At 58.4% G+C, this 24,957-nt stretch carries 23 protein-coding genes, 2 tRNA genes and 1 other RNA gene; 21 read left to right on the forward strand and 5 right to left on the reverse strand.

Annotated features, from left to right (window positions below; genetic code table 11):
* Nucleotides 1-44 precede the first annotated feature (44 nt).
* Together ssrA and smpB are read right to left on the reverse strand one after the other, a co-directional pair.
* Nucleotides 45-424: a transfer-messenger RNA gene (gene ssrA / locus BLW01_RS07940) on the reverse strand.
* Between the two features lie 54 nt (nucleotides 425-478).
* A complete protein-coding gene (smpB, locus tag BLW01_RS07945; protein WP_092568956.1) occupies nucleotides 479-964 on the reverse strand; it encodes an SsrA-binding protein SmpB in 486 nt (161 codons plus the stop codon).
* 127 nt (nucleotides 965-1,091) lie between these two features.
* On the opposite strand from smpB, the gene BLW01_RS07950 reads away from it, so the two are divergent.
* Both BLW01_RS07950 and BLW01_RS07955 read left to right on the forward strand, forming a co-directional pair.
* Nucleotides 1,092-1,529: a type II toxin-antitoxin system RatA family toxin gene (locus BLW01_RS07950; RefSeq protein WP_092568957.1), complete on the forward strand. Its 438-nt coding sequence runs from the start codon at nucleotides 1,092-1,094 to the stop codon at nucleotides 1,527-1,529.
* The gene (locus BLW01_RS07955; RefSeq protein ID WP_092568958.1) at nucleotides 1,516-1,869 is read left to right on the forward strand and encodes an RnfH family protein; all 354 of its coding nucleotides are present in this window, start codon (nucleotides 1,516-1,518) and stop codon (nucleotides 1,867-1,869) included. Before BLW01_RS07950 ends, BLW01_RS07955 begins: the two co-directional genes overlap by 14 nt.
* Here BLW01_RS07955 and BLW01_RS07960 read toward each other — a convergent pair.
* On the reverse strand, nucleotides 1,866-2,405 hold the full coding sequence (locus BLW01_RS07960) for an outer membrane protein assembly factor BamE (protein ID WP_092569036.1): 540 nt from the start codon (nucleotides 2,403-2,405) through the stop codon (nucleotides 1,866-1,868). The two genes, BLW01_RS07955 and BLW01_RS07960, sit on opposite strands and share 4 nt — an antisense overlap.
* Before the next feature lie 72 nt (nucleotides 2,406-2,477).
* On the opposite strand from BLW01_RS07960, the gene fur reads away from it, so the two are divergent.
* Nucleotides 2,478-2,921 (forward strand): ferric iron uptake transcriptional regulator, encoded by a 444-nt coding sequence (fur, locus tag BLW01_RS07965; protein WP_092568959.1) that lies wholly within the window; start codon nucleotides 2,478-2,480, stop codon nucleotides 2,919-2,921.
* 95 nt (nucleotides 2,922-3,016) lie between these two features.
* Here fur and recN read toward each other — a convergent pair whose 3' ends face one another.
* Complete coding sequence (gene recN / locus BLW01_RS07970; RefSeq protein WP_092568960.1) at nucleotides 3,017-4,690, reverse strand: DNA repair protein RecN; 1,674 nt, start codon at nucleotides 4,688-4,690, stop codon at nucleotides 3,017-3,019.
* 205 nt (nucleotides 4,691-4,895) lie between these two features.
* Here recN and grpE point away from each other — a divergent pair, with 205 nt between their 5' ends.
* The 10 genes from grpE to greA all read left to right on the forward strand — a co-directional run bounded on the left by grpE (nucleotide 4,896) and on the right by greA (nucleotide 17,629).
* The gene (grpE, locus tag BLW01_RS07975) at nucleotides 4,896-5,543 is read left to right on the forward strand and encodes a nucleotide exchange factor GrpE (protein ID WP_092568961.1); all 648 of its coding nucleotides are present in this window, start codon (nucleotides 4,896-4,898) and stop codon (nucleotides 5,541-5,543) included.
* Nucleotides 5,544-5,689: 146 nt separating this feature from the next.
* Entirely contained in the window at nucleotides 5,690-7,621 is a 1,932-nt protein-coding gene (dnaK, locus tag BLW01_RS07980; protein WP_092568962.1) for a molecular chaperone DnaK, read from the forward strand.
* Nucleotides 7,622-7,711: 90 nt separating this feature from the next.
* Nucleotides 7,712-8,857, forward strand: a complete 1,146-nt coding sequence (gene dnaJ / locus BLW01_RS07985; RefSeq protein WP_092568963.1) for a molecular chaperone DnaJ — start codon at nucleotides 7,712-7,714, stop codon at nucleotides 8,855-8,857.
* Nucleotides 8,858-8,999: 142 nt separating this feature from the next.
* Nucleotides 9,000-10,256 carry an NAD(P)/FAD-dependent oxidoreductase gene (locus BLW01_RS07990; protein ID WP_092568964.1) on the forward strand — a complete coding sequence of 419 codons (1,257 nt, stop codon included), beginning with the start codon at nucleotides 9,000-9,002 and terminating at the stop codon, nucleotides 10,254-10,256.
* Nucleotides 10,257-10,337: 81 nt separating this feature from the next.
* Nucleotides 10,338-10,619, forward strand: a complete 282-nt coding sequence (locus BLW01_RS07995; protein ID WP_092568965.1) for a DUF2218 domain-containing protein — start codon at nucleotides 10,338-10,340, stop codon at nucleotides 10,617-10,619.
* A gap of 5 nt (nucleotides 10,620-10,624) precedes the next feature.
* A complete protein-coding gene (locus BLW01_RS08000; RefSeq protein ID WP_229806504.1) occupies nucleotides 10,625-11,572 on the forward strand; it encodes a DMT family transporter in 948 nt (315 codons plus the stop codon).
* Between the two features lie 56 nt (nucleotides 11,573-11,628).
* Complete coding sequence (gene dapB, locus BLW01_RS08005) at nucleotides 11,629-12,444, forward strand: 4-hydroxy-tetrahydrodipicolinate reductase (protein WP_092568967.1); 816 nt, start codon at nucleotides 11,629-11,631, stop codon at nucleotides 12,442-12,444.
* A gap of 283 nt (nucleotides 12,445-12,727) precedes the next feature.
* Nucleotides 12,728-13,873: a glutamine-hydrolyzing carbamoyl-phosphate synthase small subunit gene (gene carA / locus BLW01_RS08010; protein WP_092568968.1), complete on the forward strand. Its 1,146-nt coding sequence runs from the start codon at nucleotides 12,728-12,730 to the stop codon at nucleotides 13,871-13,873.
* A 52-nt stretch (nucleotides 13,874-13,925) separates the two neighbouring features.
* Nucleotides 13,926-17,156, forward strand: a complete 3,231-nt coding sequence (gene carB / locus BLW01_RS08015) for a carbamoyl-phosphate synthase large subunit (protein ID WP_092568969.1) — start codon at nucleotides 13,926-13,928, stop codon at nucleotides 17,154-17,156.
* Complete coding sequence (gene greA, locus BLW01_RS08020; RefSeq protein WP_092568970.1) at nucleotides 17,153-17,629, forward strand: transcription elongation factor GreA; 477 nt, start codon at nucleotides 17,153-17,155, stop codon at nucleotides 17,627-17,629. The genes carB and greA overlap by 4 nt, the downstream gene beginning before the upstream one ends.
* Before the next feature lie 120 nt (nucleotides 17,630-17,749).
* On the opposite strand, the gene yhbY is transcribed toward greA, so the two are convergent.
* Nucleotides 17,750-18,076: a ribosome assembly RNA-binding protein YhbY gene (yhbY, locus tag BLW01_RS08025; RefSeq protein WP_092568971.1), complete on the reverse strand. Its 327-nt coding sequence runs from the start codon at nucleotides 18,074-18,076 to the stop codon at nucleotides 17,750-17,752.
* A gap of 136 nt (nucleotides 18,077-18,212) precedes the next feature.
* Here yhbY and rlmE point away from each other — a divergent pair, with 136 nt between their 5' ends.
* The 8 genes from rlmE to BLW01_RS08065 all read left to right on the forward strand — a co-directional run bounded on the left by rlmE (nucleotide 18,213) and on the right by BLW01_RS08065 (nucleotide 24,954).
* Nucleotides 18,213-18,881, forward strand: coding sequence for a 23S rRNA (uridine(2552)-2'-O)-methyltransferase RlmE (gene rlmE / locus BLW01_RS08030; RefSeq protein ID WP_092568972.1), 669 nt, complete (start codon nucleotides 18,213-18,215; stop codon nucleotides 18,879-18,881).
* 212 nt (nucleotides 18,882-19,093) lie between these two features.
* A complete protein-coding gene (gene ftsH, locus BLW01_RS08035) occupies nucleotides 19,094-21,073 on the forward strand; it encodes an ATP-dependent zinc metalloprotease FtsH (RefSeq protein ID WP_092568973.1) in 1,980 nt (659 codons plus the stop codon).
* Between the two features lie 160 nt (nucleotides 21,074-21,233).
* Nucleotides 21,234-22,097, forward strand: a complete 864-nt coding sequence (gene folP / locus BLW01_RS08040) for a dihydropteroate synthase (RefSeq protein ID WP_175529796.1) — start codon at nucleotides 21,234-21,236, stop codon at nucleotides 22,095-22,097.
* Complete coding sequence (gene glmM / locus BLW01_RS08045) at nucleotides 22,094-23,440, forward strand: phosphoglucosamine mutase (protein ID WP_092568974.1); 1,347 nt, start codon at nucleotides 22,094-22,096, stop codon at nucleotides 23,438-23,440. The genes folP and glmM overlap by 4 nt, the downstream gene beginning before the upstream one ends.
* Before the next feature lie 82 nt (nucleotides 23,441-23,522).
* Nucleotides 23,523-24,272 (forward strand): triose-phosphate isomerase, encoded by a 750-nt coding sequence (gene tpiA, locus BLW01_RS08050; protein WP_092568975.1) that lies wholly within the window; start codon nucleotides 23,523-23,525, stop codon nucleotides 24,270-24,272.
* Nucleotides 24,273-24,277: 5 nt separating this feature from the next.
* Complete coding sequence (secG, locus tag BLW01_RS08055) at nucleotides 24,278-24,640, forward strand: preprotein translocase subunit SecG (RefSeq protein ID WP_092568976.1); 363 nt, start codon at nucleotides 24,278-24,280, stop codon at nucleotides 24,638-24,640.
* 57 nt (nucleotides 24,641-24,697) lie between these two features.
* Nucleotides 24,698-24,784, forward strand: a tRNA-Leu gene (locus BLW01_RS08060).
* 93 nt (nucleotides 24,785-24,877) lie between these two features.
* Nucleotides 24,878-24,954: transfer RNA gene (locus BLW01_RS08065), tRNA-Met, on the forward strand.
* The last annotated feature ends 3 nt before the right edge of the window (nucleotides 24,955-24,957 follow it).

Raw genomic sequence — 24,957 nt, forward strand, 5'->3', positions numbered from 1 at the left:
CATGCGGTTTCTGAAGTGTTGTGGAACTTCCTGAAACTTCGGTTTGGTGGAGGCGGCGGGAATCGAACCCGCGTCCGCCGGTACTCGCCCATCGGCTCTACATGCTTAGTTTCGTCATTTGCTTTAACGCCGCTGACTCCGACGAACAGGATTCAGAAGCGCGATTCTCCTTCGATTTAACGACTGACGGGGAGACGCCGTCAGACGCGATCCCATTAATCTTGGCTCGTATCCCGTCCGTGATGAATGGGCGCATCACTTTCGGGCCAGGCTAACAACTAGCAGCTGTTACGCTGCCAGTGCGCCTTGAGCGTAGTTGTCGTCGTTTGCGACTATTTTATCGTGATGTTGGATTTACGAGATACATCACGCTCTCGGCATGCACCTCAGGGGTTGTCACCGGCGTCGAAGCCATGTCGCCCCCGTAATGCTTACGATACCAGATGGGGATGGTGACGCGCCAGATCAAGGGGCTCGATCAATTGCTTTCACGCATGATACGAGCGCGTTGCCGGTTCCAGTCACGCTCCTTCTCGGTAGCGCGTTTGTCATGCTGCTTCTTGCCGGTGACCAATGCCAGTTCGCACTTGACCAAGTTCTTTTTCCAGTAGAGCTTCAATGGCACACAGGTATGTCCCTTATCCTGGGTGCGTGAGAAGATCTTGGCGATCTCCTTGCGATGCAGCAGCAGCTTGCGAGTCCGCGTGGGATCGGCCACTTCGTGCGTACTGGTGGTGTTGAGCGGCGTGATATGACTGCCCAACAGCCAAGCTTCGCCATTCTTGACCAGGATATAGGTGTCAGTAAGCTGTGCCTTCCCGGCGCGCAGGCTCTTGACCTCCCAGCCGCTCAGTGACAGGCCGGCTTCGAAGGTCTCATCGATGTGGTATTCAAAGCGAGCCTTCTTGTTCAGCGCGATGACGTTGCCGCCCGGGCCTTTGCGCTTGCCTTTCTTGTTGGCCATAGGACCTCATGTGTTGATATGCCTCGACTCCCCCTTCGACATGGGGGGAAGCGTGATACCATTCAAGGTTTGATGGGTAAACTATCCATGATACGCCCAAGGCCTTGTAAAGTCAGCGGAGAGGTACATGCCAACGGTCAATCGTTCCGCCCTGGTGCGGCACACTCCTCAGGCCATGTTCGACTTGGTCAATGATTTCGAGCGCTATCCCGAGTTTCTACCTGGCTGTCGTGATGCACGATTGCTGGAGCGTGATGAATACCACCTGGTCGGTGAATTGACCTTGGCGAAGGCTGGTGTTGAACAGAGTTTCACCACGCGCAACGACCTTTATGAACCGGAGCGGATCGAACTGTCGCTGGTCAGCGGTCCGTTCCGTCGATTGCGCGGGAGGTGGCTGTTCACGCCGATGGGAGAAGAGGCCTGCAAGGTCAGTCTCGAAATGGAATTCGAATTCGCCAACCGTATTTTGGGTATGGCCTTCGGCAAACTGTTCAAACAGGTCGCAGGGCAACTGGTGGATTCGTTCACTCGACGCGCCGACGACATCTATGGTTCCTACTGAACGACCGGACATCGAAAATGGCGAGGCCTTCCTGTCTGTCGAGGTGGCCTTCGCCCTGCCAGAGCGCCAGAAGATCGTCAGTCTGGAAGTGTCGCCGGGCACGACGGCACGGCAGGCCGTCGTGCAGGCTGACATGCCCCGCCATTTTCCTGACTTGCCGGAGTCGACCTTTCTGAAGGCCGATCTCGGAATCTTTGGTCAGGCGCTGCGTGACCCCGAATCGCATGTATTGCGTGACGGGGACCGGGTCGAAATCTATCGTCCGTTACTCATCGACCCCAAGGAGGCCCGTGCCCGGCGTGCGGCCGAGACACGTTCAGCCAAACGTGGGCAGCGTTAGAAACCGCTGGACGATTCCGATTCGACCGAGTCGTCACCACCGCTGGAACCACCGATCGGTTCATCTTCGCTGGATGTCTCGCCTCCGCTGGGTGCAGTGCCGGGACCTGGAGCGGGTTCCGGCTCGTCCGGATTGGACGGCATGGCTCCCTGGGGATCGGCCCCCTCAGGTGCGGGTCCGGCTTCCTGGTCGGTGGGCAGCTCGATGTCACTGTCCATGTCGCCTTGTGCATCGATATTGGCCAGACGGTCCCCTTGGAAGGTCAGCGTCAACCGGCGCTTCTCTACGTCTCCATATGCCTCATCGAGGTAGAAGACATAGTCCCACTGGCTGGCATCGAAGGGGGCTTCCAGCAAGGGAGTGCCCATGATCGATTTCACCTGGTTGCGGGTCATGCCGGGTTGCAGCTGCGAGATCATCTCCTGATCCACTAGGTTGCCCTGGGGCAGGTCGCGTTTATAAACGCCGAAATAGCTGCATCCGCTGGTCAATGACAAGGCGGCAGAGAGGGTAATAATGGTAATCAGCTTTTGCATTTGAGCCCGTTCTTCACTATCGTGGATTCGGTCGATCATACCCGACACTACACGTTACTGCGAAGGGCGACCATGGCTGATCAGAACCATGAATTGCGTAAGGCGGGTCTCAAGGTCACCCTGCCACGCGTGAAAATACTGCAGATCCTGGAAAATGCCCCGGATCAGCATCATTTGAGTGCCGAAGATGTCTACAAGGCATTGCTGGATGCGGGCGAGGACGTCGGTCTGGCGACGGTGTATCGCGTACTGACTCAATTCGAAACCGCCGGTTTGGTGATTCGTCACAATTTCGATGGTGGTCACGCGGTGTTCGAACTGTCGCAGGAAGAGCACCATGATCATATGGTGTGTCTGGATAGCGGAGAAATCATCGAGTTCTTCGATGAGGCCATCGAACGTCGTCAGCAGGAGATCGTCGAGGAGCATGGCTATGAGCTCGTCGATCATGCTCTGGTCCTGTATGTCCGCCCCAAGGGCTCCAAGGTGACGCGTCAGGAAACGATCAAGAAGTAGTATCTGCACTGCCTCGAGCGGCCAGGCGCCATGACACCGACTGTCTGAGAGGCTGATCGGTGTCATGGCGTTTTTAGGTGGTTGCTACAGTGGGCTCAGTGCGGGTTGTTCTGACTGGCTTCGAGCATCTCCCGGGCATGCGCAAGCGTACGGTCGGAAAGTTTGATGCCCCCGAGCATGCGTGCGAGCTCACGGACACGACCCCCGGAGTCGAGATGTGCTATCTGCGTCAACGTGGTCTCTTCTTCGGCTTGCTTTTCGATATGCAGGTGCTGATGTGCCTGGGCCGCGACCTGTGGCAGATGGGTGACGGTCATGACCTGTCCATGCTGGCCAAGGCGCTTGAGCAGCTGTCCGACAATTTCCGCTGTCGCGCCGGAGACGCCGACATCGACCTCGTCGAACACCATGGTGGGAGTCGTGGAGTGCCTGGCGGCGACGACCTGGATGGCGAGGCTGATACGCGAGAGCTCGCCGCCTGATGCCACCTTGTTCAACAGTCGCGCCGGTTGCCCCGGGTTGGCGCTGATCAGGAAGCGTACGTGATCCAGTCCTTCCGGCCCTGGCTTGTCCCGAGCACTGACGTCTACGTCGAAGGAGGCCTTTTCCATGGCAAGGAAAGCCAGCTGCTCCTGGACTTCCTGCCCGAACCGGGCAGCGGCCTGGCGGCGTGCTTCACTGACACGGCGCGCTTGTTCGCGCCACTGCTCCCGCAATGACTCCACTTCTTCAGTCAAAGCGTCAAGGTCGTGATCGCTTCCCTCCAGGCTGGCAAGTTCGTCATGCAGGCGCTTATGCAACTCCGGTAACTCTTCGGGCAGGACCTGATGCTTGCGAGCGATTCGGTGCACTTCGCTCAGGCGTTCCTCGACCCAGGCCAGCCGCTCGGGGTCCAGTTCGGTAGCACCTATGAATCGATGTAGTTCGTGGGATGCCTCTTCGATCTGAATCTTTGCGTCTCCGAGCATCGAGAGCGCGTCAGCGAGGGGACCGCGATCGCTCCCGGGCAATGACGATATCCGGCTGAGGGCCTGATGCAGCAGAGACATCGCGCCGCCTTCATCGCTGTTGCAGCAGTCGGAGGCGAATTGGGCTTCGCGTAGTGATTCTTCGGCATGTGCGAGCGACTCCTGTTCACGCTCTAGTGTATCGAGCTCGCCCTCGGACAACGCCAACTGATCGAGCTCTTCGACCTGATAGCGTACTAGCTGACGGCGTGCCTGGATTTCTTCGCCATCCTCCGATAGCTGCTTGAGACGCTGCCGTCGTTCGTGCCATTGCCGATACAGGGCGGCAAGGGAGGCGACCTCCGCGGTGTGGCCGGCGAATTCGTCGATCAGGCGCAGATGCGTTTCATCACGTAACAGGGCTTGATGGGCATGCTGGCTATGAATGTCGATCAGATGCTCACCCAGCGCCTTGAGGTCGGCTATTGCCGCTGGTTGTCCGTTGATCCAGGCCTTGGAGCGGCCGGAGGCAGTGATGACGCGACGTAACAGGCAGTCGTCCTCGGCGAGTTCGCGCTCGGCGAGCCAGCCTCGTGCACCGGGCAGTGCCGTAATGTCGAACCGGGCCGATAGATCGGCGCGTTCACATCCATGACGAACACTGCCGGCGTCGGCCCGGTTGCCGAGGCACAGGCCTAGAGCCCCAAGCAGAATCGATTTGCCGGCGCCGGTCTCCCCGGTGATCGCCGTCATCCCGTTCTGCAGTTCCAGGTCGAGACTGTCGACGATGGCGTAATCTCGAATGGCGAGCTGTACCAGCATGGTCGTATGCCCTCCCGTCAAAGGCCGATCGAAGCTGTCGGCAATACCGATTCTGTGTGTTTATACAGTAGTTGGTGGGTGGCGGCAATGCGCAGCGTGATCTTGTCGTGATCCATGGCTTGAGATCACGACAACCATCCCCATATAGCCAACAACATTCGCTATCAAGCGATTACGCCCATTGCGCATGCTTCAGGAGATCCACATGGCGAAAGAACCTCAGAGCCCGCTGGAAGACGAACTCGCGCGCGAAGAAAGCGACGCCGAACCGCAGGCCACCGAGGGTGAGCCGGATGATGCCGCCGAAGCGGCCGATACGCTCGAGGAAGGGCGAGACACCGAGGCCGAAACCGCGGCAGAGCCGGAGACAGAAGAGGATCCCGATGTGCTGGCGGCCAAGGTGGAAGAGCTCGAAAACAGTCTCGCCGAAGCCAAGGATCAGGCAATGCGGGCGGCTGCCGAGGCACAGAATGTGCGTCGTCGCGCCGAGCAGGAAACCGAAAAGGCACGTAAATTCGCATTGGAAAAATTCGTCCAGGAGCTGCTGCCGGTCGTCGACAGTCTGGAGAAAGCGCTCGAGTCCATGCAGGACGGTGCCAGCGAGGCGCATCGTGAAGGCGTGTCGATGACGTTGAAACTGCAGCTCGATGTGCTGGCCAAGTTCGGTGTCGAGGTGGTCGAACCGGAAGGCGAGCCCTTCGACCCGCAATACCACGAAGCGATGGCCATGGTGCCCAATCCTGATGCAGAGCCCAATACGGTGATGGAGGTCATTCAGAAAGGGTATCTGCTCAATGGCCGGTTGGTGCGCCCGGCGATGGTCGTGGTCAGCCAGGCCGCCGATTCCGAATAGCAGCATTGTGTGCCGGATTCGGTCAGGGCAGTGCAAATAAAGGCGGGCACAGACTTGAAATGACGAGTCAAGCCCCCACATAGACGACAACTCCGTGGCGAAGGCCACGCATACTGGATCAAAGCAACGAATTTCGAGGAATATCTATGGGACGCATCATCGGTATCGACCTGGGGACAACCAACTCCTGTGTCGCAGTTCTCGACGGTGACAATCCGAAAGTCATCGAAAATGCCGAAGGTGGCCGCACCACACCGTCCATCATCGCTTACACCGATGATGGGGAAATTCTGGTGGGGCAGGCTGCCAAGCGGCAGGCGGTCACCAACGCACAAAATACGCTGTATGCCATCAAGCGCCTGATCGGTCGTCGTTTCAGCGACGATGTGGTGCAGAAAGACATCAAGATGGTGCCGTACAAGATCACCGAGGCTGATAATGGCGATGCCTGGGTGGAGGTCAAGGACAAGAAGCTGGCGCCGCCGCAGGTCAGCGCGGAAGTGCTGAAGAAGATGAAGAAGACTGCCGAGGACTATCTTGGTGAAGAAGTGACCGAAGCGGTGATCACTGTACCGGCCTACTTCAACGATTCTCAGCGCCAGGCGACCAAGGATGCCGGTCGGATCGCCGGTCTTGAGGTCAAGCGCATCATCAACGAGCCGACGGCGGCTGCGTTGGCCTACGGCATGGACAAGTCGCGCGGCGACAAGACCCTTGCCGTCTACGACCTGGGTGGTGGTACCTTCGATATCTCGATCATCGAGGTCGCGGATGTCGATGGCGAGACCCAGTTCGAGGTTCTGGCCACCAATGGCGACACCTTCCTGGGTGGCGAAGACTTCGACATGCAACTGATCAACTACCTGGTCGATCAGTTCAAGTCGGACAGTGGCATTGATCTGTCAGGCGACAATCTGGCCATGCAGCGTCTCAAGGAAGCTGCCGAGAAGGCCAAGATCGAGTTGTCCAGCGCGCAGCAGACCGATGTCAATCTGCCGTACATCACGGCGGACAACACCGGGCCGAAGCACCTCAATGTCAAGGTGACTCGGGCCAAGCTGGAATCGCTGGTCGAAGATCTGGTGCAGCGCTCACTGGGGCCGTGCAAGACAGCGCTGGCTGACGCTGGGCTATCCAACTCCGAGATCGACGACGTGATTCTGGTCGGTGGTCAGACGCGCATGCCGCTGGTACAGAAGAAAGTGGCCGAATTCTTCGGCAAGGACGCTCGTAAGGACGTCAACCCGGACGAGGCCGTGGCTGTTGGTGCGGCGATCCAGGGTGGCGTGCTCGGCGGCAACGTCAAGGATGTGCTGCTGCTCGACGTCACGCCGCTGACATTGGGTATCGAGACGCTGGGCGGCGTGATGACGCCCTTGATCGAGAAGAACACGACGATTCCGACCAAGAAGACCCAGACCTTCTCGACGGCGGACGACAACCAGACCGCCGTGACCATTCACGTGCTGCAGGGTGAGCGCAAGCAGGCCGGCCAGAACAAGTCGCTGGGCCGTTTCGATCTGGCCGACATCCCGCCTGCACCGCGCGGCGTGCCGCAGATCGAGGTGGCGTTCGACCTCGATGCCAACGGTATCTTGAACGTGTCCGCCAAGGACAAGGCGACCGGCAAGGAACAATCGATCGTCATCAAGGCTTCCAGTGGTCTGTCGGAAGAAGAAATCGAACAGATGGTTCAGGATGCCGAAGCGCATGCTGACGAAGACAAGAAGTTCGAGGAGCTCGTGCAACTGCGTAACCAGGCCGACGGCATGGTCCACGCTGCCCGCAAGACGCTCGAGGAAGCCGGCGACAAGGCGACCGATGAAGAGAAGCAGGCGATCGAGACTGCAATCTCCGAATTGGAGGAAGCTGCCAAGGGGGACGATCAGGAAGCCATCCAGAGCAAGCTGGATGCCCTGACCGAAGCCTCCGGCAATCTGGCCCAGAAGATGTACGCCGAACAGGGTGAAGGCGCTCAGGCGGAAGGTGGTCAGGCAGATGATGCCGGCACCAAGCAGGAAGATGACGTGGTTGACGCGGAATACGAAGAAGTCAACGACGATCAGAAGAAGCAGTAACCACGACGTCCAGGCCAAGGATAACGGCAGCGCGGGAGGCAACTCCCGCGTTGGCGTTTCCGCAACGGGCAAACGGAGGCACATGGATCCATGTCCAAGCGTGACTACTATGAGATTCTGGGCGTCGAGCGCGGGGCCGATCAGAAGGAGATCAAGAAGGCCTATCGTCGCCTCGCTCAGAAATATCACCCAGATCGTAACCCCGACGATAGCAGTGCGGCGGAAAAATTCCGCGAGGTCTCCGAAGCCTATGAGGTGTTGACCGACGACGAGAAACGCGCTGCTTATGACCAGTTCGGCCATGCCGGTGTCGATGGCGAGGCCGGTGGCGGATTCGGCGCTGGTGGTTTCGGTGGTGCCGGGGCCGGGGGCTTCAGCGATATTTTCGGTGATGTATTCGGTGACATCTTTGGTGGCGGTGGTCGACGCCATCCCAATGCACCGCAACGCGGTTCCGACCTGCGTTACAACCTTGAGCTCGACCTCGAGGATGCCGTAGCCGGTACCAGCGTGGATATCCGCGTGCCACGCCATGTCGAATGCGGTCGTTGTGATGGGGATGGCGCCGAGCCAGGTTCTACCAAGGAGACCTGCCCCACGTGTGGCGGGCATGGACAGGTGCGAATGCAGCAGGGCTTCTTCGCTGTACAGCAGACCTGTCCGACCTGCCACGGCAGCGGTCAGCATATCAAGGTGCCTTGTCATGAATGTCATGGCGAAGGGCGTGTCCGGGAAACCCGTACCCTGTCGGTGAAGATCCCCGCCGGTGTCGATACCGGGGACCGTATCCGTCTCAATGGTGAAGGTGAGTCCGGTATCAATGGTGGCCCGCCCGGTGATTTGTATGTGCAGGCATCCATCAAGCCTCACCCCATCTTCCAGCGCGATGGCAGGCATCTACAGTGCGATGTGCCGATCAACTTCGTCGATGCGGCGCTCGGCGGCGAGCTGGAAGTGCCGACCCTCGACGGTCGGGTCAAGCTCAAGATTCCGCCGGAAACGCAAACCGGCAAGTTGTTCCGTCTCAAGGGCAAGGGAGTCAAGCCTGTCCGTGGTGGTGCGCCTGGCGACTTGCTGTGCAAAGTGGTGGTGGAAACCCCGGTCAAGCTCAATGAAGAACAGAAGGAACTGTTGCGCAAGTTTCAGGAGAGCCTTGGCGAGAACAACAGCCACTCGCCCAAGAAGAGCAGTTTCTTCGACGGTGTGAAGAAGTTCTTCGAGGACATGAAACCGTAACACGCGAGCGAAGACCCGGTCCGCCGCTTTTACAAGGCCTTTGTCACATGCTGGCAAAGGCCTTGTTGCTGTGGGGCCAAGGCTTTGCCAAGCGGAACAGTCATCGGCGATGATGGTGACATAGCCTTCAAGGACGTTTGGCATGACCCACGATACGATTGTTCTGGGGGCCGGTATGGTCGGTACCTCGGTAGCTTATCACCTGGCTCGACGCGGGCGTTCCGTGGCGCTGGTGGACCGGCAATTGCCCGGGCAGGCCACCTCCTTTGGTAATGCTGGTATCATCCAGCGTGAAGCCGTTCAACCGCATCCCTTCCCGCGCGATATCGGCACGCTCATGCGCGTGCTACCCAATCGGCGCATCGATATTCGTTACCGTCCCAAGGGAATGGCCGCCTCTGCCGGGCCCCTGTGGCAATATTGGCGTCATTCGGCACCTGCCCGCTATGCGGCTATCGTCAACGAATATGCGACCCTGATTCGGCACTGCACCCGCGAACATGAGGTCATGATCGAGGCGTCCGGGGCCGAGTCTCTGGTATGCAAGACCGGATGGCTGGAAGGGTTCCGCTCGCCGCCCGTATTCGATGAGGTGCTTGCCAATGCCCGGACTCTCGAGCGGTGTTTCGGCGTCACTCATGAGGTACTCGATCAACGGGCGCTAGGGAATGCCGAGCCGCACTTGGCAGATGAGTTGATCGGTGCTGTCCATTGGACCAATGCCTGGACGGTGCGTGATCCCGGTGCGTTGGTGCAGTCTTACGCTCGCGCGTTCGCGGGGCTAGGAGGTGCCATTGAGCATACTGAGGCACAGCGGCTGGATCCCACCGCCAACGGATGGCGCCTGATGACACGTGACGGCCGGCTGGAAGCCTGTGACGTCGTCATTGCTGCCGGCCCCTGGTCATTGCAGTGGTTGGAGCCGCTGGGCTATCGCCTGCCGTTGTTCCCCAAACGCGGCTACCATATGCATTACGCTCTCCGGAAGGGGGCTCGACTCTACCATTGGTTGATGGACTTCGAGTCGGGGTACCTGTTGGCCCCGATGCAAAACGGCGTGCGTCTGACGACCGGTGCCGAACTGTCCACGCTGGACGCACCGATTCGTACCGGACAGCTCGAAGCGGCAGAAGCCGTGGCACGCCGACTCGCTCCGTTGGGCGAGCGTCTGGATGCCGAGCCCTGGCGGGGGGACCGTCCCTGCATGCCGGACATGAAACCTGTCATTGGTTCAGCGCCTCGCCATGGTGGCTTGTGGTTCGCGCTGGGGCATGGGCATCAAGGTTTCACGTTGGGCCCTGTGACCGGCCGTCTACTCGGGGAAATGATGTCGGGTGAGCCGACCTTGGTGGATATGACGCCATTCCGTCCTGAGCGGTTCGGCGGTGCAGGACGTTGAGATTTTTGTCGGCTGACATCTGGCATCAGCAGGGGCAACGGTCATACGCTAGGTGCTGATACATAGTGATTGGAGACCGTCATGCCGATTTCTCGAGCCAATATCATGACTGATTCCGGGTTGGTCCTGATGCAGCGCCTATGCAAGCACTGGGGCCACAAGCTGGATGTGGAGAAGGATGACAAACAGGCGCGGGTCGTGTTCGACGAAGGGACATGCTTGATGCAAGCCGATGAGGATAAATTGATCGTGGCGCTCGAAGCGTTGGATGATGCCAGTCTCGATCGTCTCGAGCAGGTGGTCGATGAACACCTGGCTCGGATGGCAGGCAGGGGAACCTTGGATATCGTCTGGGAAAACTGAACGGGATGGCCTTGGCTTCCCATGCCCCTTCCCGGCCTCCTGATGCGTCAGGGGGTGTACTCCGAGCACATCTCGGCATGCTGTGCTGGTCATTACTGGTGGGCTTGTCCTTCCCGGTTGTCGGCTGGCTAAGCGATTCTCTGCCTCCCTTGTTGTTGACCTCGCTACGCTTTGTCATTGCGTCCCTGGCGCTCTCACTGTTGGTTCGACGAGCGTCGGATTGGCGTCCCCATGCCCGGGCGATGGGGCTGTACGCCTTGATGGGACTGTGTCTTGCCGGCTTCTTCGGGGCCATGTTCTGGGCAGCGCATCATGCTACAGCGGTTTCCATGTCGACGCTGTTCGTCAGTGTGCCGTTGCTGGCCTTTTTGATGGGCTGTCTGGCGGGTGTCGAGCGCATCGCCTGGCGCTTGCCGTTGGTGCTGGCCCTGGGGGCTCTGGGAGCCTTGGGATTGGCCTGGGCTGAGGCGCGTCAAAGTGACGGTGCCGGATGGCGTTTCGGTATCGGCGAGGGGGTGTTCTTCCTGGGCTGTTTGTCGTCAGCGCTTTATCCGGTGTTGAGCAAGTGGGGACTGAGGCGAGGGTGGCTTTCTGCTTCGGCAGCCGTGCGAACGTTCTGGAGCCTGGCAGTGGGCGCAGTGCTGATCGGCTTGGTGGGGCTCGGTATCGAGCCGGTGACTGCGTTAACCGAGATGACGCTAAGCGATGCCTTGCTGCTGATCTATCTGGGAGTGGGGTCCAGTGCCCTGACTTTTTGGTTGCAACAACGTGCGACGGCAGTGCTGACACCGGGAGCCGTGACAGCCTACAGTTATCTGGTGCCGTTCGTATCGATGATATTGTTGTTCATTCGAGCGCCGGAACGGATCGATTGGATATGGGCGCCGGGGGCCATACTAGTGTTGGGCGCTGTCATGCTGCTGATACATGGCGGCAGTGATGCGCCCCGTTAGGTGGCTCGCATTTGTTATACTGCCAGCATTCCACGCCTTACCGAGCAGGAGATTGCATGACCCGTATTGCCATAGTGGGTGTCGCCGGTCGCATGGGCCGAGTGCTGACGGCGGCCGCGTATCAGGATAGTGACGCCACCCTGGCCGGCGGTACCGTGAGGCCGCAGAGTTCATTGGTTGGTGCCGATATCGGCGAATTGGCGGGTATCGGCCGCCTGGGCGTAACGGCGGCGTCATCGTTGACCGATATTGCGGAAGACATCGATGTGCTGATCGATTTCTCGACCCCCGAACTGACGCTCGCCAACCTGGCTTTCTGTGCCGAGCATGGCAAGCGCATCGTGATCGGGACGACCGGATTGAGCGATGCGCAATTGGTTGAACTGGACAGCTATCGTGACCGAGTGCCGATGGTCTTTGCACCGAATATGAGCGTCGGAGTCAACCTGACGCTCAACTTGCTTCAGACAGCGGCTACCGCGCTGGGCGATGAAGGTTACGACATTGAAGTCGTGGAGGCACATCATCGTCACAAGGTGGACGCGCCGTCAGGTACCGCCCTGAAAATGGGAGAGACGGTTGCTCAGGCGCTGGGGCGGACCCTCAAGGAGCACGGCGTTTTCGAGCGGGTCGGCCAATGCGGACCACGTCGTGACGACGAAATCGGCTTTGCCACGTTGCGGGCCGGTGACATTGTCGGCGAGCACACGGTCATGTTCGCCACCGAGGGCGAGCGTATCGAGATCACCCACAAGGCATCGAGCCGGATGACGTTTGCCAAGGGGGCCGTTCGGGCAGCGCGCTGGGTGGCCGAGCGGCCGAACGGGCGCTACGATATGCAGGATGTCTTGGGTTTGAAGGCTGAGGGTTGAGCCAAGGCTAGCCACAATGACGGAAATCCTGTAGAATTCTTAAAATTTTTTGGCCGGGCGCAGGGTGAAAAGCCGTGTGGGCGCTTGTTGAGTCGGGCCACCAGCATTCCGAGCGAATGACAACAAGCGGGATGAAACCGGTCTTGATATCGGCTTTCGTCCCGCTTTTTTACGACCCTCTCGGTCCTGTCCTTGGCTAGCGTTGCCGCCTAATCAGAGTTTATGAGTCCGCATCGAGACTGCGACCTTTTGCAGTCTCGAGTCAGCATGGGAGGAAGTTGCGTTGAATAGACCCGCGATACTGGCCTTGGAAGATGGCAGCGTGTTTCATGGCACGGCCATCGGCGCCGATGGGCAAACCAGCGGCGAAGTGGTATTCAATACCGCGATGACCGGTTATCAGGAGATTCTGACCGATCCTTCCTATACCCGACAGATCGTTACGCTGACGTATCCTCATATCGGCAACACCGGCGTCAATCATGAGGATGTCGAATCCGGCGCCATCGCTGCCGCAGGGCTGGTGATCCGGGACCTGCCGCTGCTGGTCAGCAGCTTCCGCTCGGAACAGTCACTCTCCGATTATCTGAAGAGTCAGAATGTGCTTGGTATCGCCGATATCGATACCCGCCGCCTGACGCGCTTGTTGCGAGAAAAGGGGGCTCAGAACGGTGCTATTCTGGCGGGACCCGAAGCCGGCAGCGATGATGCCGAAGCCCGCGCCCTTGAAGTGGCCAGGGCATTTCCAGGGCTCAAGGGAATGGACCTTGCTCAGGTTGCGTCGTGCCAGTCGCCCTATGAATGGCATGAGGGCGAGTGGGCACTGGGGACAGGGTACGCCGACATGGCATCGGCCGAGCGCCCTTTCCACGTCGTGGCATACGATTACGGCGTCAAGCACAACATTCTACGCATCCTGGCATCTCGGGGGTGCCGTCTGACTGTCGTACCGGCTCGTACCCCGGCATCGGAAGTGCTCGCCATGCATCCTGATGGTGTCTTCCTGGCCAATGGTCCCGGCGATCCCGAGCCTTGTGATTATGCCATCGAGGCCATTCAGGCGATCCTCGACACCGAGATCCCGGTGTTCGGTATCTGTCTGGGCCACCAGTTGCTGGCACTGGCCAGCGGTGCCAGGACAGTGAAAATGAAACATGGCCACCATGGGGCCAATCATCCGGTGCAGGACCTGAAGAGTGGTCAGGTCATGATCACCAGTCAGAATCATGGCTTTACCGCCGATGAGGCGACCCTGCCGAGTCATCTGCGTGCTACGCACCGCTCACTGTTCGATGGCACTCTGCAGGGTATCGAACGTACCGACCGACCGGCTTTCAGTTTCCAGGGGCACCCCGAAGCGAGTCCCGGCCCGCACGACGTCATGCCGTTGTTCGATCGTTTTGTCGGGATGATGCAAGCACGTCGCTGAGTGAGTGCTGCCGAACCATCCGTTTTTCACGAATCCAGCTGCGGGAACCGTCATGCCCAAGCGTACCGACATCAAAAGCATTCTGATTATTGGCGCAGGCCCGATCGTCATCGGTCAGGCCTGCGAATTCGACTATTCCGGCGCCCAGGCGTGTAAAGCATTACGCGAAGAGGGTTTCCGGGTCATCCTGGTCAACTCCAATCCAGCGACGATCATGACCGACCCTGTGATGGCCGATGCCACCTATATCGAGCCTATCACCTGGGAGGCGGTCGAGAAGATCATCGCCAAGGAGCGCCCGGATGCCTTGCTGCCGACCATGGGCGGTCAGACTGCGCTGAACTGCGCGCTGAATCTCGATAAGCACGGCATTCTCGCCAAATACGGTGTGGAAATGATTGGCGCCAATGCGGACGCCATCAACAAGGCCGAGGATCGTGATCTGTTCGACAAGGCGATGCGGAATATCGGTCTCGAATGCCCCAAGGCCAAGGTGGCCCATTCCATGGATGAAGCATGGACTATCCAGAGCGAATTCGGGTTTCCGGTCATCATCCGTCCTTCATACACCATGGGGGGATCCGGTGGAGGCGTGGCCTATAACAAGGAAGAATTCGAGGAGATCTGCGAACGCGGGTTCGACCTGTCGAACAATCACGAATTGCTTATCGATGAGTCGCTGCTGGGCTGGAAGGAGTACGAGATGGAGGTCGTGCGCGATAAGCACGACAACTGCATCATCGTCTGTGCGATCGAGAACTTCGATCCCATGGGGGTGCATACCGGCGACTCGATTACCGTCGCTCCGTCGCAGACGCTGACCGACAAGGAATACCAGCGGATGCGTGATGCGTCGTTGGCGGTATTGCGTGAAATCGGTGTCGAAACTGGTGGGTCCAATGTGCAATTCGGTGTCGACCCCAGTACCGGGCGGATGGTCGTTATCGAAATGAATCCGCGGGTGTCGCGCTCGTCAGCGTTGGCCTCCAAGGCGACCGGTTTCCCGATCGCCAAGGTCGCGGCCAAGCTGGCAGTGGGTTACTCCCTGGATGAGTTGTCCAATGACATCACTGGTGGCGTGACTCCGGCCTCATTTGAGCCGTCGATCGATTATGTGGTTACCAAGGTTCCGCGTTTCACATTCGAGAAGTTCCCTCAGTCCAATGATCGGCTCACCACCCAAATGAAATCGGTGGGTGAAGTCATGGCTATCGGTCGGACGTTCCAGGAGTCACTGCAAAAAGCGTTACGCGGTCTGGAAACGGGCAATGATGGCCTGGATCCCAAACTTCATCAGTTCGATGAAGAAGCCATGGCAGTGATCAAGCGCGAACTGCAGACGCCAGGCGCCGAGCGGATTTTCTATATCGCTGATGCGATGCGCGCCGGGTTGAGTGTCGATGAGGTGTTCGCCTTGACCAATGTCGATCGCTGGTATCTGGTGCAGCTTGAGGATCTGATCAACACAGAGTCCGAGGTAAGTAAGCGGTCATTGGCCGAGTTTTCCGCTCGGGACTTGTTCCTGCTCAAGCGTAAAGGCTTTTCCGATGCCCGGCTTGCCAGCCTCCTCGGTGTCTCGGAGAAGGAGTTGCGAAAGCGGCGGCAGAAGCTCGGGGTTCGGCCTGTCTATAAGCGTGTCGATACGTGTGCTGCCGAGTTCGCATCGAGTACTGCCTACATGTACTCGACCTATGAGGAAGAGTGCGAGGCTGATGTCAGCGACCGCCAGAAAATCATGGTCCTGGGCGGTGGTCCCAACCGTGTCGGTCAAGGAATCGAGTTCGACTACTGCTGCGTGCATGCTGCTCTGGCCATGCGTGACGATGGTTTTGAGACCATCATGGTCAACTGTAATCCGGAAACGGTGTCCACTGACTACGATACCTCTGACAGGTTGTATTTCGATCCAGTGACCCTGGAAGATGTCCTCGAGATCGCTGACAAGGAGCAGCCCGTCGGCGTCATTGTGCAATTCGGTGGACAGACTCCCCTCAAGCTGGCGCGTGAGCTCGAAGCGGCCGGTGTGCCGATCATCGGTACCACGCCGGATGCCATCGATCGTGCGGAGGACCGTGAGCGTTTCCAGCAGATGATCGACAAGCTGGGGCTTAAGCAGCCGCCTAATGCGACGGCACGCACCTTCGAAGAAGCTTTTTCCAAGGCTGAGGCCATCGGCTACCCGTTGGTGGTAAGGCCCAGCTATGTACTGGGCGGGCGTGCCATGGAGATCGTCTACACCCCGTCCGAGTTGGAAGGGTATATGACCCACGCCGTCAAGGTGTCCAATGACAGTCCGGTCCTGCTGGATCACTTTCTGAATGCCGCTATCGAGATCGATATCGATGCGGTGTCCGACGGTCAGCAGGTCGTGATCGGCGGTATCATGCAGCACATCGAACAGGCCGGTGTACATTCCGGCGACTCCGCCTGCTCGCTGCCACCTTATTCGTTACCTATGGAAGTCCAGGATCGGATGCGCGAGCAGGTCAAGCGCATGGCCGTGGAGCTCAATGTGGTCGGGCTGATGAACGTTCAACTGGCCTGGCAAGATGGCGAGGTCCACGTTATCGAGGTAAACCCTCGAGCCTCGCGCACCGTACCGTTCGTGTCCAAATGCATCGGAGTGTCGCTGGCTCAGGTTGCAGCACGCTGCATGGCCGGCAAGACGCTGGCAGAACAGGGATTCGAGCAAGAAATCATTCCTGGCTATTACAGCGTCAAGGAAGCTGTCTTTCCGTTCAACAAGTTCCCTGGAGTGGATCCGATCCTGTCACCGGAGATGAAGTCCACCGGTGAGGTCATGGGTAGTGGTGAAACATTTGCCGAAGCTTTCTACAAGGCGCAACTGGGTGCCGGGGAGGCGATTCCCGACCTGGATGGGGACCGCAAGGCGTTTCTGTCCGTGCGTGATCCTGACAAGAAAGGCGTTCTCGAAGTCGCGCAATCTCTGCTAGGATTAGGATTCACTCTATGTGCTACTCGCGGTACCGCCCACGCCCTAGAGGCTGCCGGGCTTCCCGTCGAGACCGTCAATAAGGTCTACGAAGGGCGTCCGCATATCGTCGATCTGCTCAAGAACGACGAGGTGGCCTATATCGTCAATACAACCGAGGGTCGTCAAGCGATCAACGACTCTGCGGTTATCCGCCGTACAGCCCTGGCGCGCAAGGTGCCTTATGCTACAACGCTGGCAGGTGCCCGTGCTGTATGTATGGCATTGGAATATGGCAAGGAGATTTCCGTGCGGCGGTTACAGGAATTGCATGCAGGAGCCAATCAATGAATAAGGTGCCGATGACCGTCGCAGGCGAAGCACGCCTGCGCGAAGAGCTGGAAAAGCTCAAGAGTGTCGAACGGCCCCGGGTGATCAATGCGATTGCCGAAGCGCGTGAACACGGTGATCTCAAGGAGAACGCCGAATATCATGCGGCACGTGAGCAGCAGGGATTCATCGAGGGCCGTATCCAGGAGATCGAGGGTAAGCTGTCCAGTGCCCAGGTGATCGATGTGACCAAACTACCCAAGACCGGCAAGGTGATCTTCGGTGTCACGGTCGAGTTGATCAATCTGGATACCGAAGAAGAGGTCAGCTATCGGATCGTCGGTGAAGATGAAGCTGACATCAAAGCCGGTATGATCTCGGTGACGTCGCCGATTGCCCGCGCCCTGATCGGCAAGGAGGAAGGGGATGTCGTTGCCGTCAAGACACCGAAAGGCGAAGTCGAATACGAGATAGGCAGTGTCGAGCATCTGTGACCTTCGGTCGGCCATAAGCTGCAAGCCGTAAACCGTAGACTAGCCCCCGCGGCATGAGCCGCGGGGTATTTTGTTTTGTTCACGGCTTATCACTTTTGATTCAGAGCATGGAGTGTTAGCTCAGCGGCGGCCGTGATGGTTCTCGAATCGCTGGATATTGGAGAGTTTAGGGTCGGCTCGAGGGTTGGTCCGGTAGAGCAGGGCTGTCTTGCCGATCACTTGCACGGCTTCTGCGCCGCTGTCGGCGACGAGCTGTTCCACCATGGCGGTGCGGTCTTCGCGATCGGATAGTGCGATCTTGACCTTGATCAGCTCATGGTCATCGAGCGCGCGCTCGAGTTCTGCTTGCAACCCTTCGGAAATGCCGTGTTCCGAGACGGTGACGATAGGGTTAAGATGGTGGCCGATGCGGCGCAGCGCTTTCTTTTGTTGCTGTGACAAGCTCATGGTATCGTGTTCGTTCCTGTATTGCCGGTGCGCCATGGTAAGGTGAAAGCATCGATAGCGAAAGGTGTGATGTCGGCAAGTGCCTTCCTCAATGCTGTGATCATGAATAACCGACGTTCGAACTCCAGGTGGCGTTGTGGCACGTTCATCCCAGTCCAGTAAAGCGGCCAAACCCGGTAGTGGCGGAAAACGTCGTGGTGGTTGGCTCAAAGAGCATTTTGATGATCCCTATGTACAGCGTAGCTGGCAGGAGGGGTACAGGAGTCGGGCCAGCTACAAGCTGCTTGAGATTGATAAACGGGATGCGCTGTTCAAACCCGGCATGACCGTGGTTGATCTCGGTGCCGCTCCGGGTGGGTGGAGCCAGATTGCCGCGGAGCGTGTGGGTGAAGATGGCTGTGTCGTCGCTTCGGATATCCTCGATATGGATGCCATCCCACAGGTGACGTTCATTCAGGGGGATTTTACCGAGGAGGAAGTGCTCGAAGCGATTCTGACTGGCCTCGATAAGCGCAAAGTCGACCTTGTGATCTCGGATATGGCCCCCAATATGAGTGGTATGGCCGCCATCGACCAGCCACACGCGATGCATTTGTGCGAACTGGCATTGGATCTGGCGCATCAAGTGCTGTCACCGGGGGGCAGCTTTCTTACCAAGGTGTTTCAGGGCGAAGGTTTCGATGACTATCTCAAGACGCTGCGACGGGATTTCGATAAAGTAATGACACGTAAGCCCCAGGCGTCCCGAGATAGGTCAAAAGAGGTTTACCTGTTGGCGAAAGGCTTTCGCGGCTGGGCCTCCTGACATGGTAAGCGACATGGTATGATGAAAATGCCCTGCGTCAGAGTGGCGTCGGGTTGTTGGCAGGCATAGTTACGAACTAACGTGTTGATAGACAGACAATGAGCTGCGGGTATGTCACCCTGACGTATCCGAGAGAGTTGGAACGCTGCCAGCTTAGGTGGTGTCGAACGTCATGAGGCTGGTAGAGCGATTTTGGCAATGAGGGTACACCCTTGAATGATATGGCGAAGAACCTGATCCTGTGGTTGGTCATCGCAGCCGTGTTGCTGACGGTGTTCAACAATTTCAGTGTGGATAACTCTCCACAGGCGATGAGTTATTCACAGTTTGTCGAGCAGGTACAGGAAGATCAAGTTCGTAGCGTCACCATCGATGGCTACAAAGTGACGGGTGAGCGCGATGACGGGTCGCAATTCCAGACGATCCGTCCTGCAGCGGAAGATCCCAAATTGATGGATGACCTTCTGGCCAATGATGTGACTGTGGTTGGTAAGGAGCCTGAACAGCAGAGCATCTGGACCCGACTGCTGATTGCCAGCTTCCCGATTCTGATCATTCTGGCGATCTTCATGTTCTTCATGCGTCAGATGCAGGGAGGAGCCGGCGGCAAGGGTGGCCCGATGAGTTTCGGGAAGTCCAAGGCCAAGCTGTTGAGCCACGATCAGGTCAAGACGACTTTTTCCGATGTCGCTGGTTGTGATGAGGCCAAGGAAGAGGTCGAGGAACTGGTGGACTTCCTGCGTGACCCGTCCAAGTTCCAGCGTCTGGGCGGCACGATCCCGCGAGGTGTACTCATGGTCGGTCCGCCGGGCACGGGTAAGACCCTATTGGCCAAGTCCATCGCCGGCGAGGCCAAGGTGCCTTTCTTCTCGATCTCCGGTTCCGATTTCGTCGAGATGTTCGTGGGTGTCGGTGCGTCCCGCGTTCGTGACATGTTCGAGCAGGCCAAGAAACAGGCACCCTGCATCATCTTCATCGACGAAATCGATGCAGTAGGCCGTTCGCGGGGTGCCGGCATGGGCGGCGGCAATGACGAACGTGAGCAGACTCTCAACCAATTGCTGGTCGAAATGGACGGTTTCGAGGCGAACGAGGGCATCATCGTCATCGCCGCCACCAACCGCCCCGATGTGCTTGACCCGGCTCTGCTGCGTCCAGGCCGCTTCGATCGTCAGGTCACTGTGCCGCTGCCGGACATTCGGGGCCGCGAGCATATTCTGGGCGTGCATCTGCGCAAGGTGCCGCTGGGTGACGACGTCAAACCACAACTCATTGCACGTGGTACGCCCGGTTTCTCCGGGGCCGATCTGGCCAATCTGGTCAATGAGGCGGCACTGTTTGCTGCCCGACGTAACAAACGCTTGGTCAGTATGGAAGAGCTGGAAATGGCCAAGGACAAGATCATGATGGGCGCAGAGCGCCGGTCGATGGTCATGACCGATAAAGAGAAGCTCAATACCGCTTACCATGAATCCGGACACGCGATCATCGGCTTGGTGATGCCGGAGCATGACCCGGTTTACAAGGTAACGATCATTCCGCGTGGCCGGGCACTGGGTGTCACCATGTTCCTTCCTGAAGAGGATCGTTATAGCTTCTCTCGACAACAGCTCATCAGCCAGATCTGCTCCCTGTTTGGCGGACGTATTGCCGAGGAGATGACGTTGGGGCCCAATGGCGTCACGACAGGGGCGTCGAACGACATCAAGCGTGCTACCGAGTTGGCGCATAACATGGTTGCCAAGTGGGGCCTATCCGAGGAGATGGGGCCGGTCATGTATGATGAGGATGAGTCCCATCAGTTCCTCGGTGGCCCGGGACAAGGCGGTAAGCTCAAGTCCGGCGAGACGACGACCCGACTCGACAAGGAAGTCCGTCGTATCATCGATGAGTGCTACGAGAAAGCTCGGCAGATCCTGGAAGATAATCGGGACAAGCTTGATGCCATGGCTGAAGCGCTGGTTCAGTACGAAACCATCGATGCCGATCAGCTCAAGGACATCATGGAGGGCCGCAAGCCGCGCCCTCCCAAGGACTGGCATGGTGACGACATGGATGGCGGCTCGCCAATTACGGGGCAGCCGGCATCCGAGCCGGAAGCGCCCGAGACGGATGATGGTGAAGAAGAAGAGGACGATGACGGCCCGCGCCGCCGACCTTCGGATCCATTGGGTGGTCCGGCCGGTCATTGACGGTGGAGGCCTCCAGTGACAATTGATGGTTGCTGAAGCGGGGGCGCCCGATGGGCGCCCCCGCTACGTCAGGCGACTTGAACCTGTTCAGGGCGCCCCTTACAGTGATCGCCTTCATGCGAACGATAATGTGGGACAGTCCATCATGGGACAGGGGGTCATGAGCGATACACCATCTATGAACATGCTTCACTGCGGTCGGCATTGGTTGGATATCTCCTTTCCCCGGGTCATGGGGGTTCTCAATGTGACACCGGATTCCTTTTCCGATGGCGGTCGCCACATCGCTGTGGATGACGCGTTGCGTCATGCTGAGCGGATGCTGGCCGAAGGTGCGGCGATCATCGATGTTGGCGGAGAGTCGACCCGACCGGGAGCCTCGCCAGTGTCGCCGCAGCAGGAACTGGATCGTGTTGCTCCGGTCATTGAAGGGCTTGTGAGGGAACTTGACGCGCTGGTTTCGGTGGATACCAGTGCGCCGGAAGTCATGAAAGAGGTGACCGCTCTCGGTGCCGGCATGCTGAATGACGTTCGTGCTTTGCGTCGTGAGGGCGCACTGCAGGCGGCGGCACGCTCTGGCTTGCCGGTATGTGTCATGCATATGATTGGCGAGCCGGGAGACATGCAGGATGCTCCCCATTATGATCAGGAGATAGAGAGTGCCGTCGAACAGTTCCTGGCCGATCGAATCGGTGCGTGTGAGGCAGCCGGGCTGCACCGGGAGAGACTCATCCTCGATCCCGGTTTCGGGTTCGGCAAGACGGTCGAACACAATCTACGCTTGCTAAACAGGATGGATACTCTCAAGCGGTTCGAGCTGCCGATATTGGCAGGGATGTCCCGTAAAAGCATGATTGGCAAAGTGCTGGAGCGTCCCGTGGAAGAGCGACTTTCGGGCGGGCTGGCACTGGCCACGCTGGCCGTGGAACGAGGGGCCCGCTTGCTGCGCGTTCACGATGTTGGCCCTACCGTGGATGCAGCCAATATGACGTGGGCCGTGCTACAGGAAGGCTTGGAGCCATGACAAGACGCTACTTTGGAACCGATGGGATTCGCGGTACGGTCGGCCAGTATCCGATCACCGCGGATTTCGTGCTCAAACTGGGGTGGGCCATGGGACGAGTCCTGTCTCGTGACGGGCGTGCCAAGGTACTGATAGGTAAGGATACACGTATATCCGGCTACATGTTTGAATCGGCATTGGAAGCCGGGCTATCCGCTGCCGGTGTCGATGTGTCACTGCTCGGACCGATGCCGACGCCTGGTATCGCCTATCTGACCCGGACCTTCCGTGCCGATGCCGGTATCGTGATTTCCGCCTCGCACAATCCGCATGGTGATAACGGCATTAAATTCTTTTCCGCTGCGGGCACCAAGTTGCCCGATGAGGTCGAAGACCTGATCGAGCAGCAGATAGATGAGCCGCTGGAAACCGTGGCAGCGGATCAGTTGGGCAAAGCGGTGCGTATCGATGATGCAGCAGGACGATATATCGAGTTCTGCAAATCGACCATACCGGATCGCGTCAATTTGCACGGCCTGAAGGTGGTTCTCGATTGCGCTCACGGAGCCACCTATCATATTGCGCCCAATGTGTTTCGTGAGCTGGGTGCCGAGGTCACGCAGATCGGGTCGAACCCGGATGGTCTGAATATCAACCAGGCCGTGGGGTCGACGCATCCTGCCGCATTACGGGCTGCAGTGATCACTGAAGGTGCCGATCTCGGCATTGCATTTGACGGTGATGGTGACCGTGTGCTGCTTGTGGATGCCGATGGGCGTGAGATCGATGGAGACGACATTCTCTATCTGATAGCGCGTGACCGCCATGCCCGAGGTGAACTGGGTGGCGGCGTCGTTGGCACGCTGATGTCCAATTTCGGCCTTGCTGCGGCATTGGAAGCTATGGGTGTTCCCTTCGAGCGCGTTAAAGTCGGGGACCGTTATGTCATGGAACGGCTACTCTCCAATGGATGGCAACTGGGTGGCGAGTCGTCTGGGCATATCGTGTGCAGACATGTCCAGACGACGGGCGACGGCATCGTATCGGCACTACAGGTGTTGGCAGTCATGGTTCGGGAAGATGTTCCTTTGGCACAACTGCTGGAGGGTTTCGAGAAAGCACCGCAAGCATTGGTCAACGTTCGTCTTTCACCGCAGACCGATCGGGCGGCGCTGATGGATAACGACGAACTCAAGGCATCGGTCGCGGTAATGGAAAAAGAGCTGGGTGGCCAGGGGCGTGTGTTATTGCGTCCCTCAGGGACGGAGCCTCTGGTACGTGTGATGGTCGAGGGGCGTCCCCATCTGGATGTAGAAGCCCTGGCAAGGCGCCTGGCTGGCGATGTCGAAGCGCTGATCAACTGATCCCGGACTATTGCCAATGGGATGTTGTCATGATAGGGCGGCTCCGATACCATTTCGCTCCACTCGAGAAAGAGGTTTATTCATGCGCTCGCCACTGATCGCCGGTAATTGGAAGATGAATGGCTCGTTGGCGTTGGTGGAACAGTTCGGTGAAGCCTTCGCCGATGCCAATGTACCTCCCGATGTCAGTATCGCGCTCATGCTGCCATTTCCCTATCTGGCCGTTGCCCAGCGGGCACTGTCCGGTACGCCGATGGCTTGGGGAGGACAGACGCTACATGACCAGCGTTCCGGTGCGTTCACTGGCGAAGTCAGCGGATCGATGCTGGTTGAGTTCGGAGCGCGCTATGTCCTGATTGGGCATTCTGAGCGGCGGGCGATGTTTCATGAAGATGACGCCGCCGTGCTGGCACGGGTTTCCGCGGCGCTGGATGTTGGCCTGACACCAGTGGTCTGTGTTGGCGAAACATTGGCGGAGCGTGAGGCGGGACGCACGGAAGACGTGGTCCTTAAGCAGGTAGATGTCGTGTTCTCCGGCATCGATGCCGAGGCTCGGGAGCGGTTGGTGATTGCTTACGAGCCGGTATGGGCAATTGGAACCGGTAAAACGGCATCCCCGGATCAGGCGCAGGCCATTCATGCCTCGATTCGCGCTCATGTTGAACAATACTCGGTCGCGCTGGCCGCGGGCCTGCATGTGTTGTACGGCGGTAGCATGAAGGCTGCCAATGCCGCCGAACTGCTTGCGCAGCCCGATATCGACGGCGGCCTGATTGGTGGTGCATCACTTCAGGTCGACGAATTTTTAGCCATTTGTCAGTCAGCAGGTTGAATTTCATGCAAGTTGCCGTTCTCATGCTTCATGTGGCGATCGCTATCGCCCTGGTCGTCCTTATTCTGCTCCAGCAGGGCAAGGGCGCCGACGCTGGTGCCTCCTTTGGAGGTGGTGCGTCCCAAACCGTATTCGGCTCACGTGGCAGTGGGGGATTTCTCGCCAAGATGACCGGTGCCTTGGCAGCGACATTCTTTGTGACATCGCTGGCACTTGCGTATTTCGCCTCCCAGACGGCCGATGCGCCGGTTGAGGGGATTCCGGATACGCAAGTCATCGAGCAGAGCGGGTCTGAGCAAGAAGAGGTTGACGATACAGCCGGTGAAGAGGATAATGCCGCGCCAGTGCTGGAGGACAGCAGCGACTAAGCAATATGGTGTCATTGTCGCTGTCGTATCCCTCTATATCCAGTATTGAGAGTTGATGCCGAAGTGGTGGAATTGGTAGACACGCTATCTTGAGGGGGTAGTGACCTTACGGTCGTGCGGGTTCAAGTCCCGCCTTCGGCACCATAGGTGACCATGCTGGAGTCACTTAGAACCAAGATTGGTATATGGCCAAGCTTGACATTTCAGGCGATTGCGTATAAGCTCGCCGACCTGTGATGCGGGGTGGAGCAGTCTGGTAGCTCGTCGGGCTCATAACCCGAAGGTCATCGGTTCGAATCCGGTCCCCGCTACCATTT

It is taken from the genome of Aidingimonas halophila (genome assembly GCF_900106955.1).
GTDB classification, from domain to species: Bacteria; Pseudomonadota; Gammaproteobacteria; order Pseudomonadales; family Halomonadaceae; genus Aidingimonas; species Aidingimonas halophila.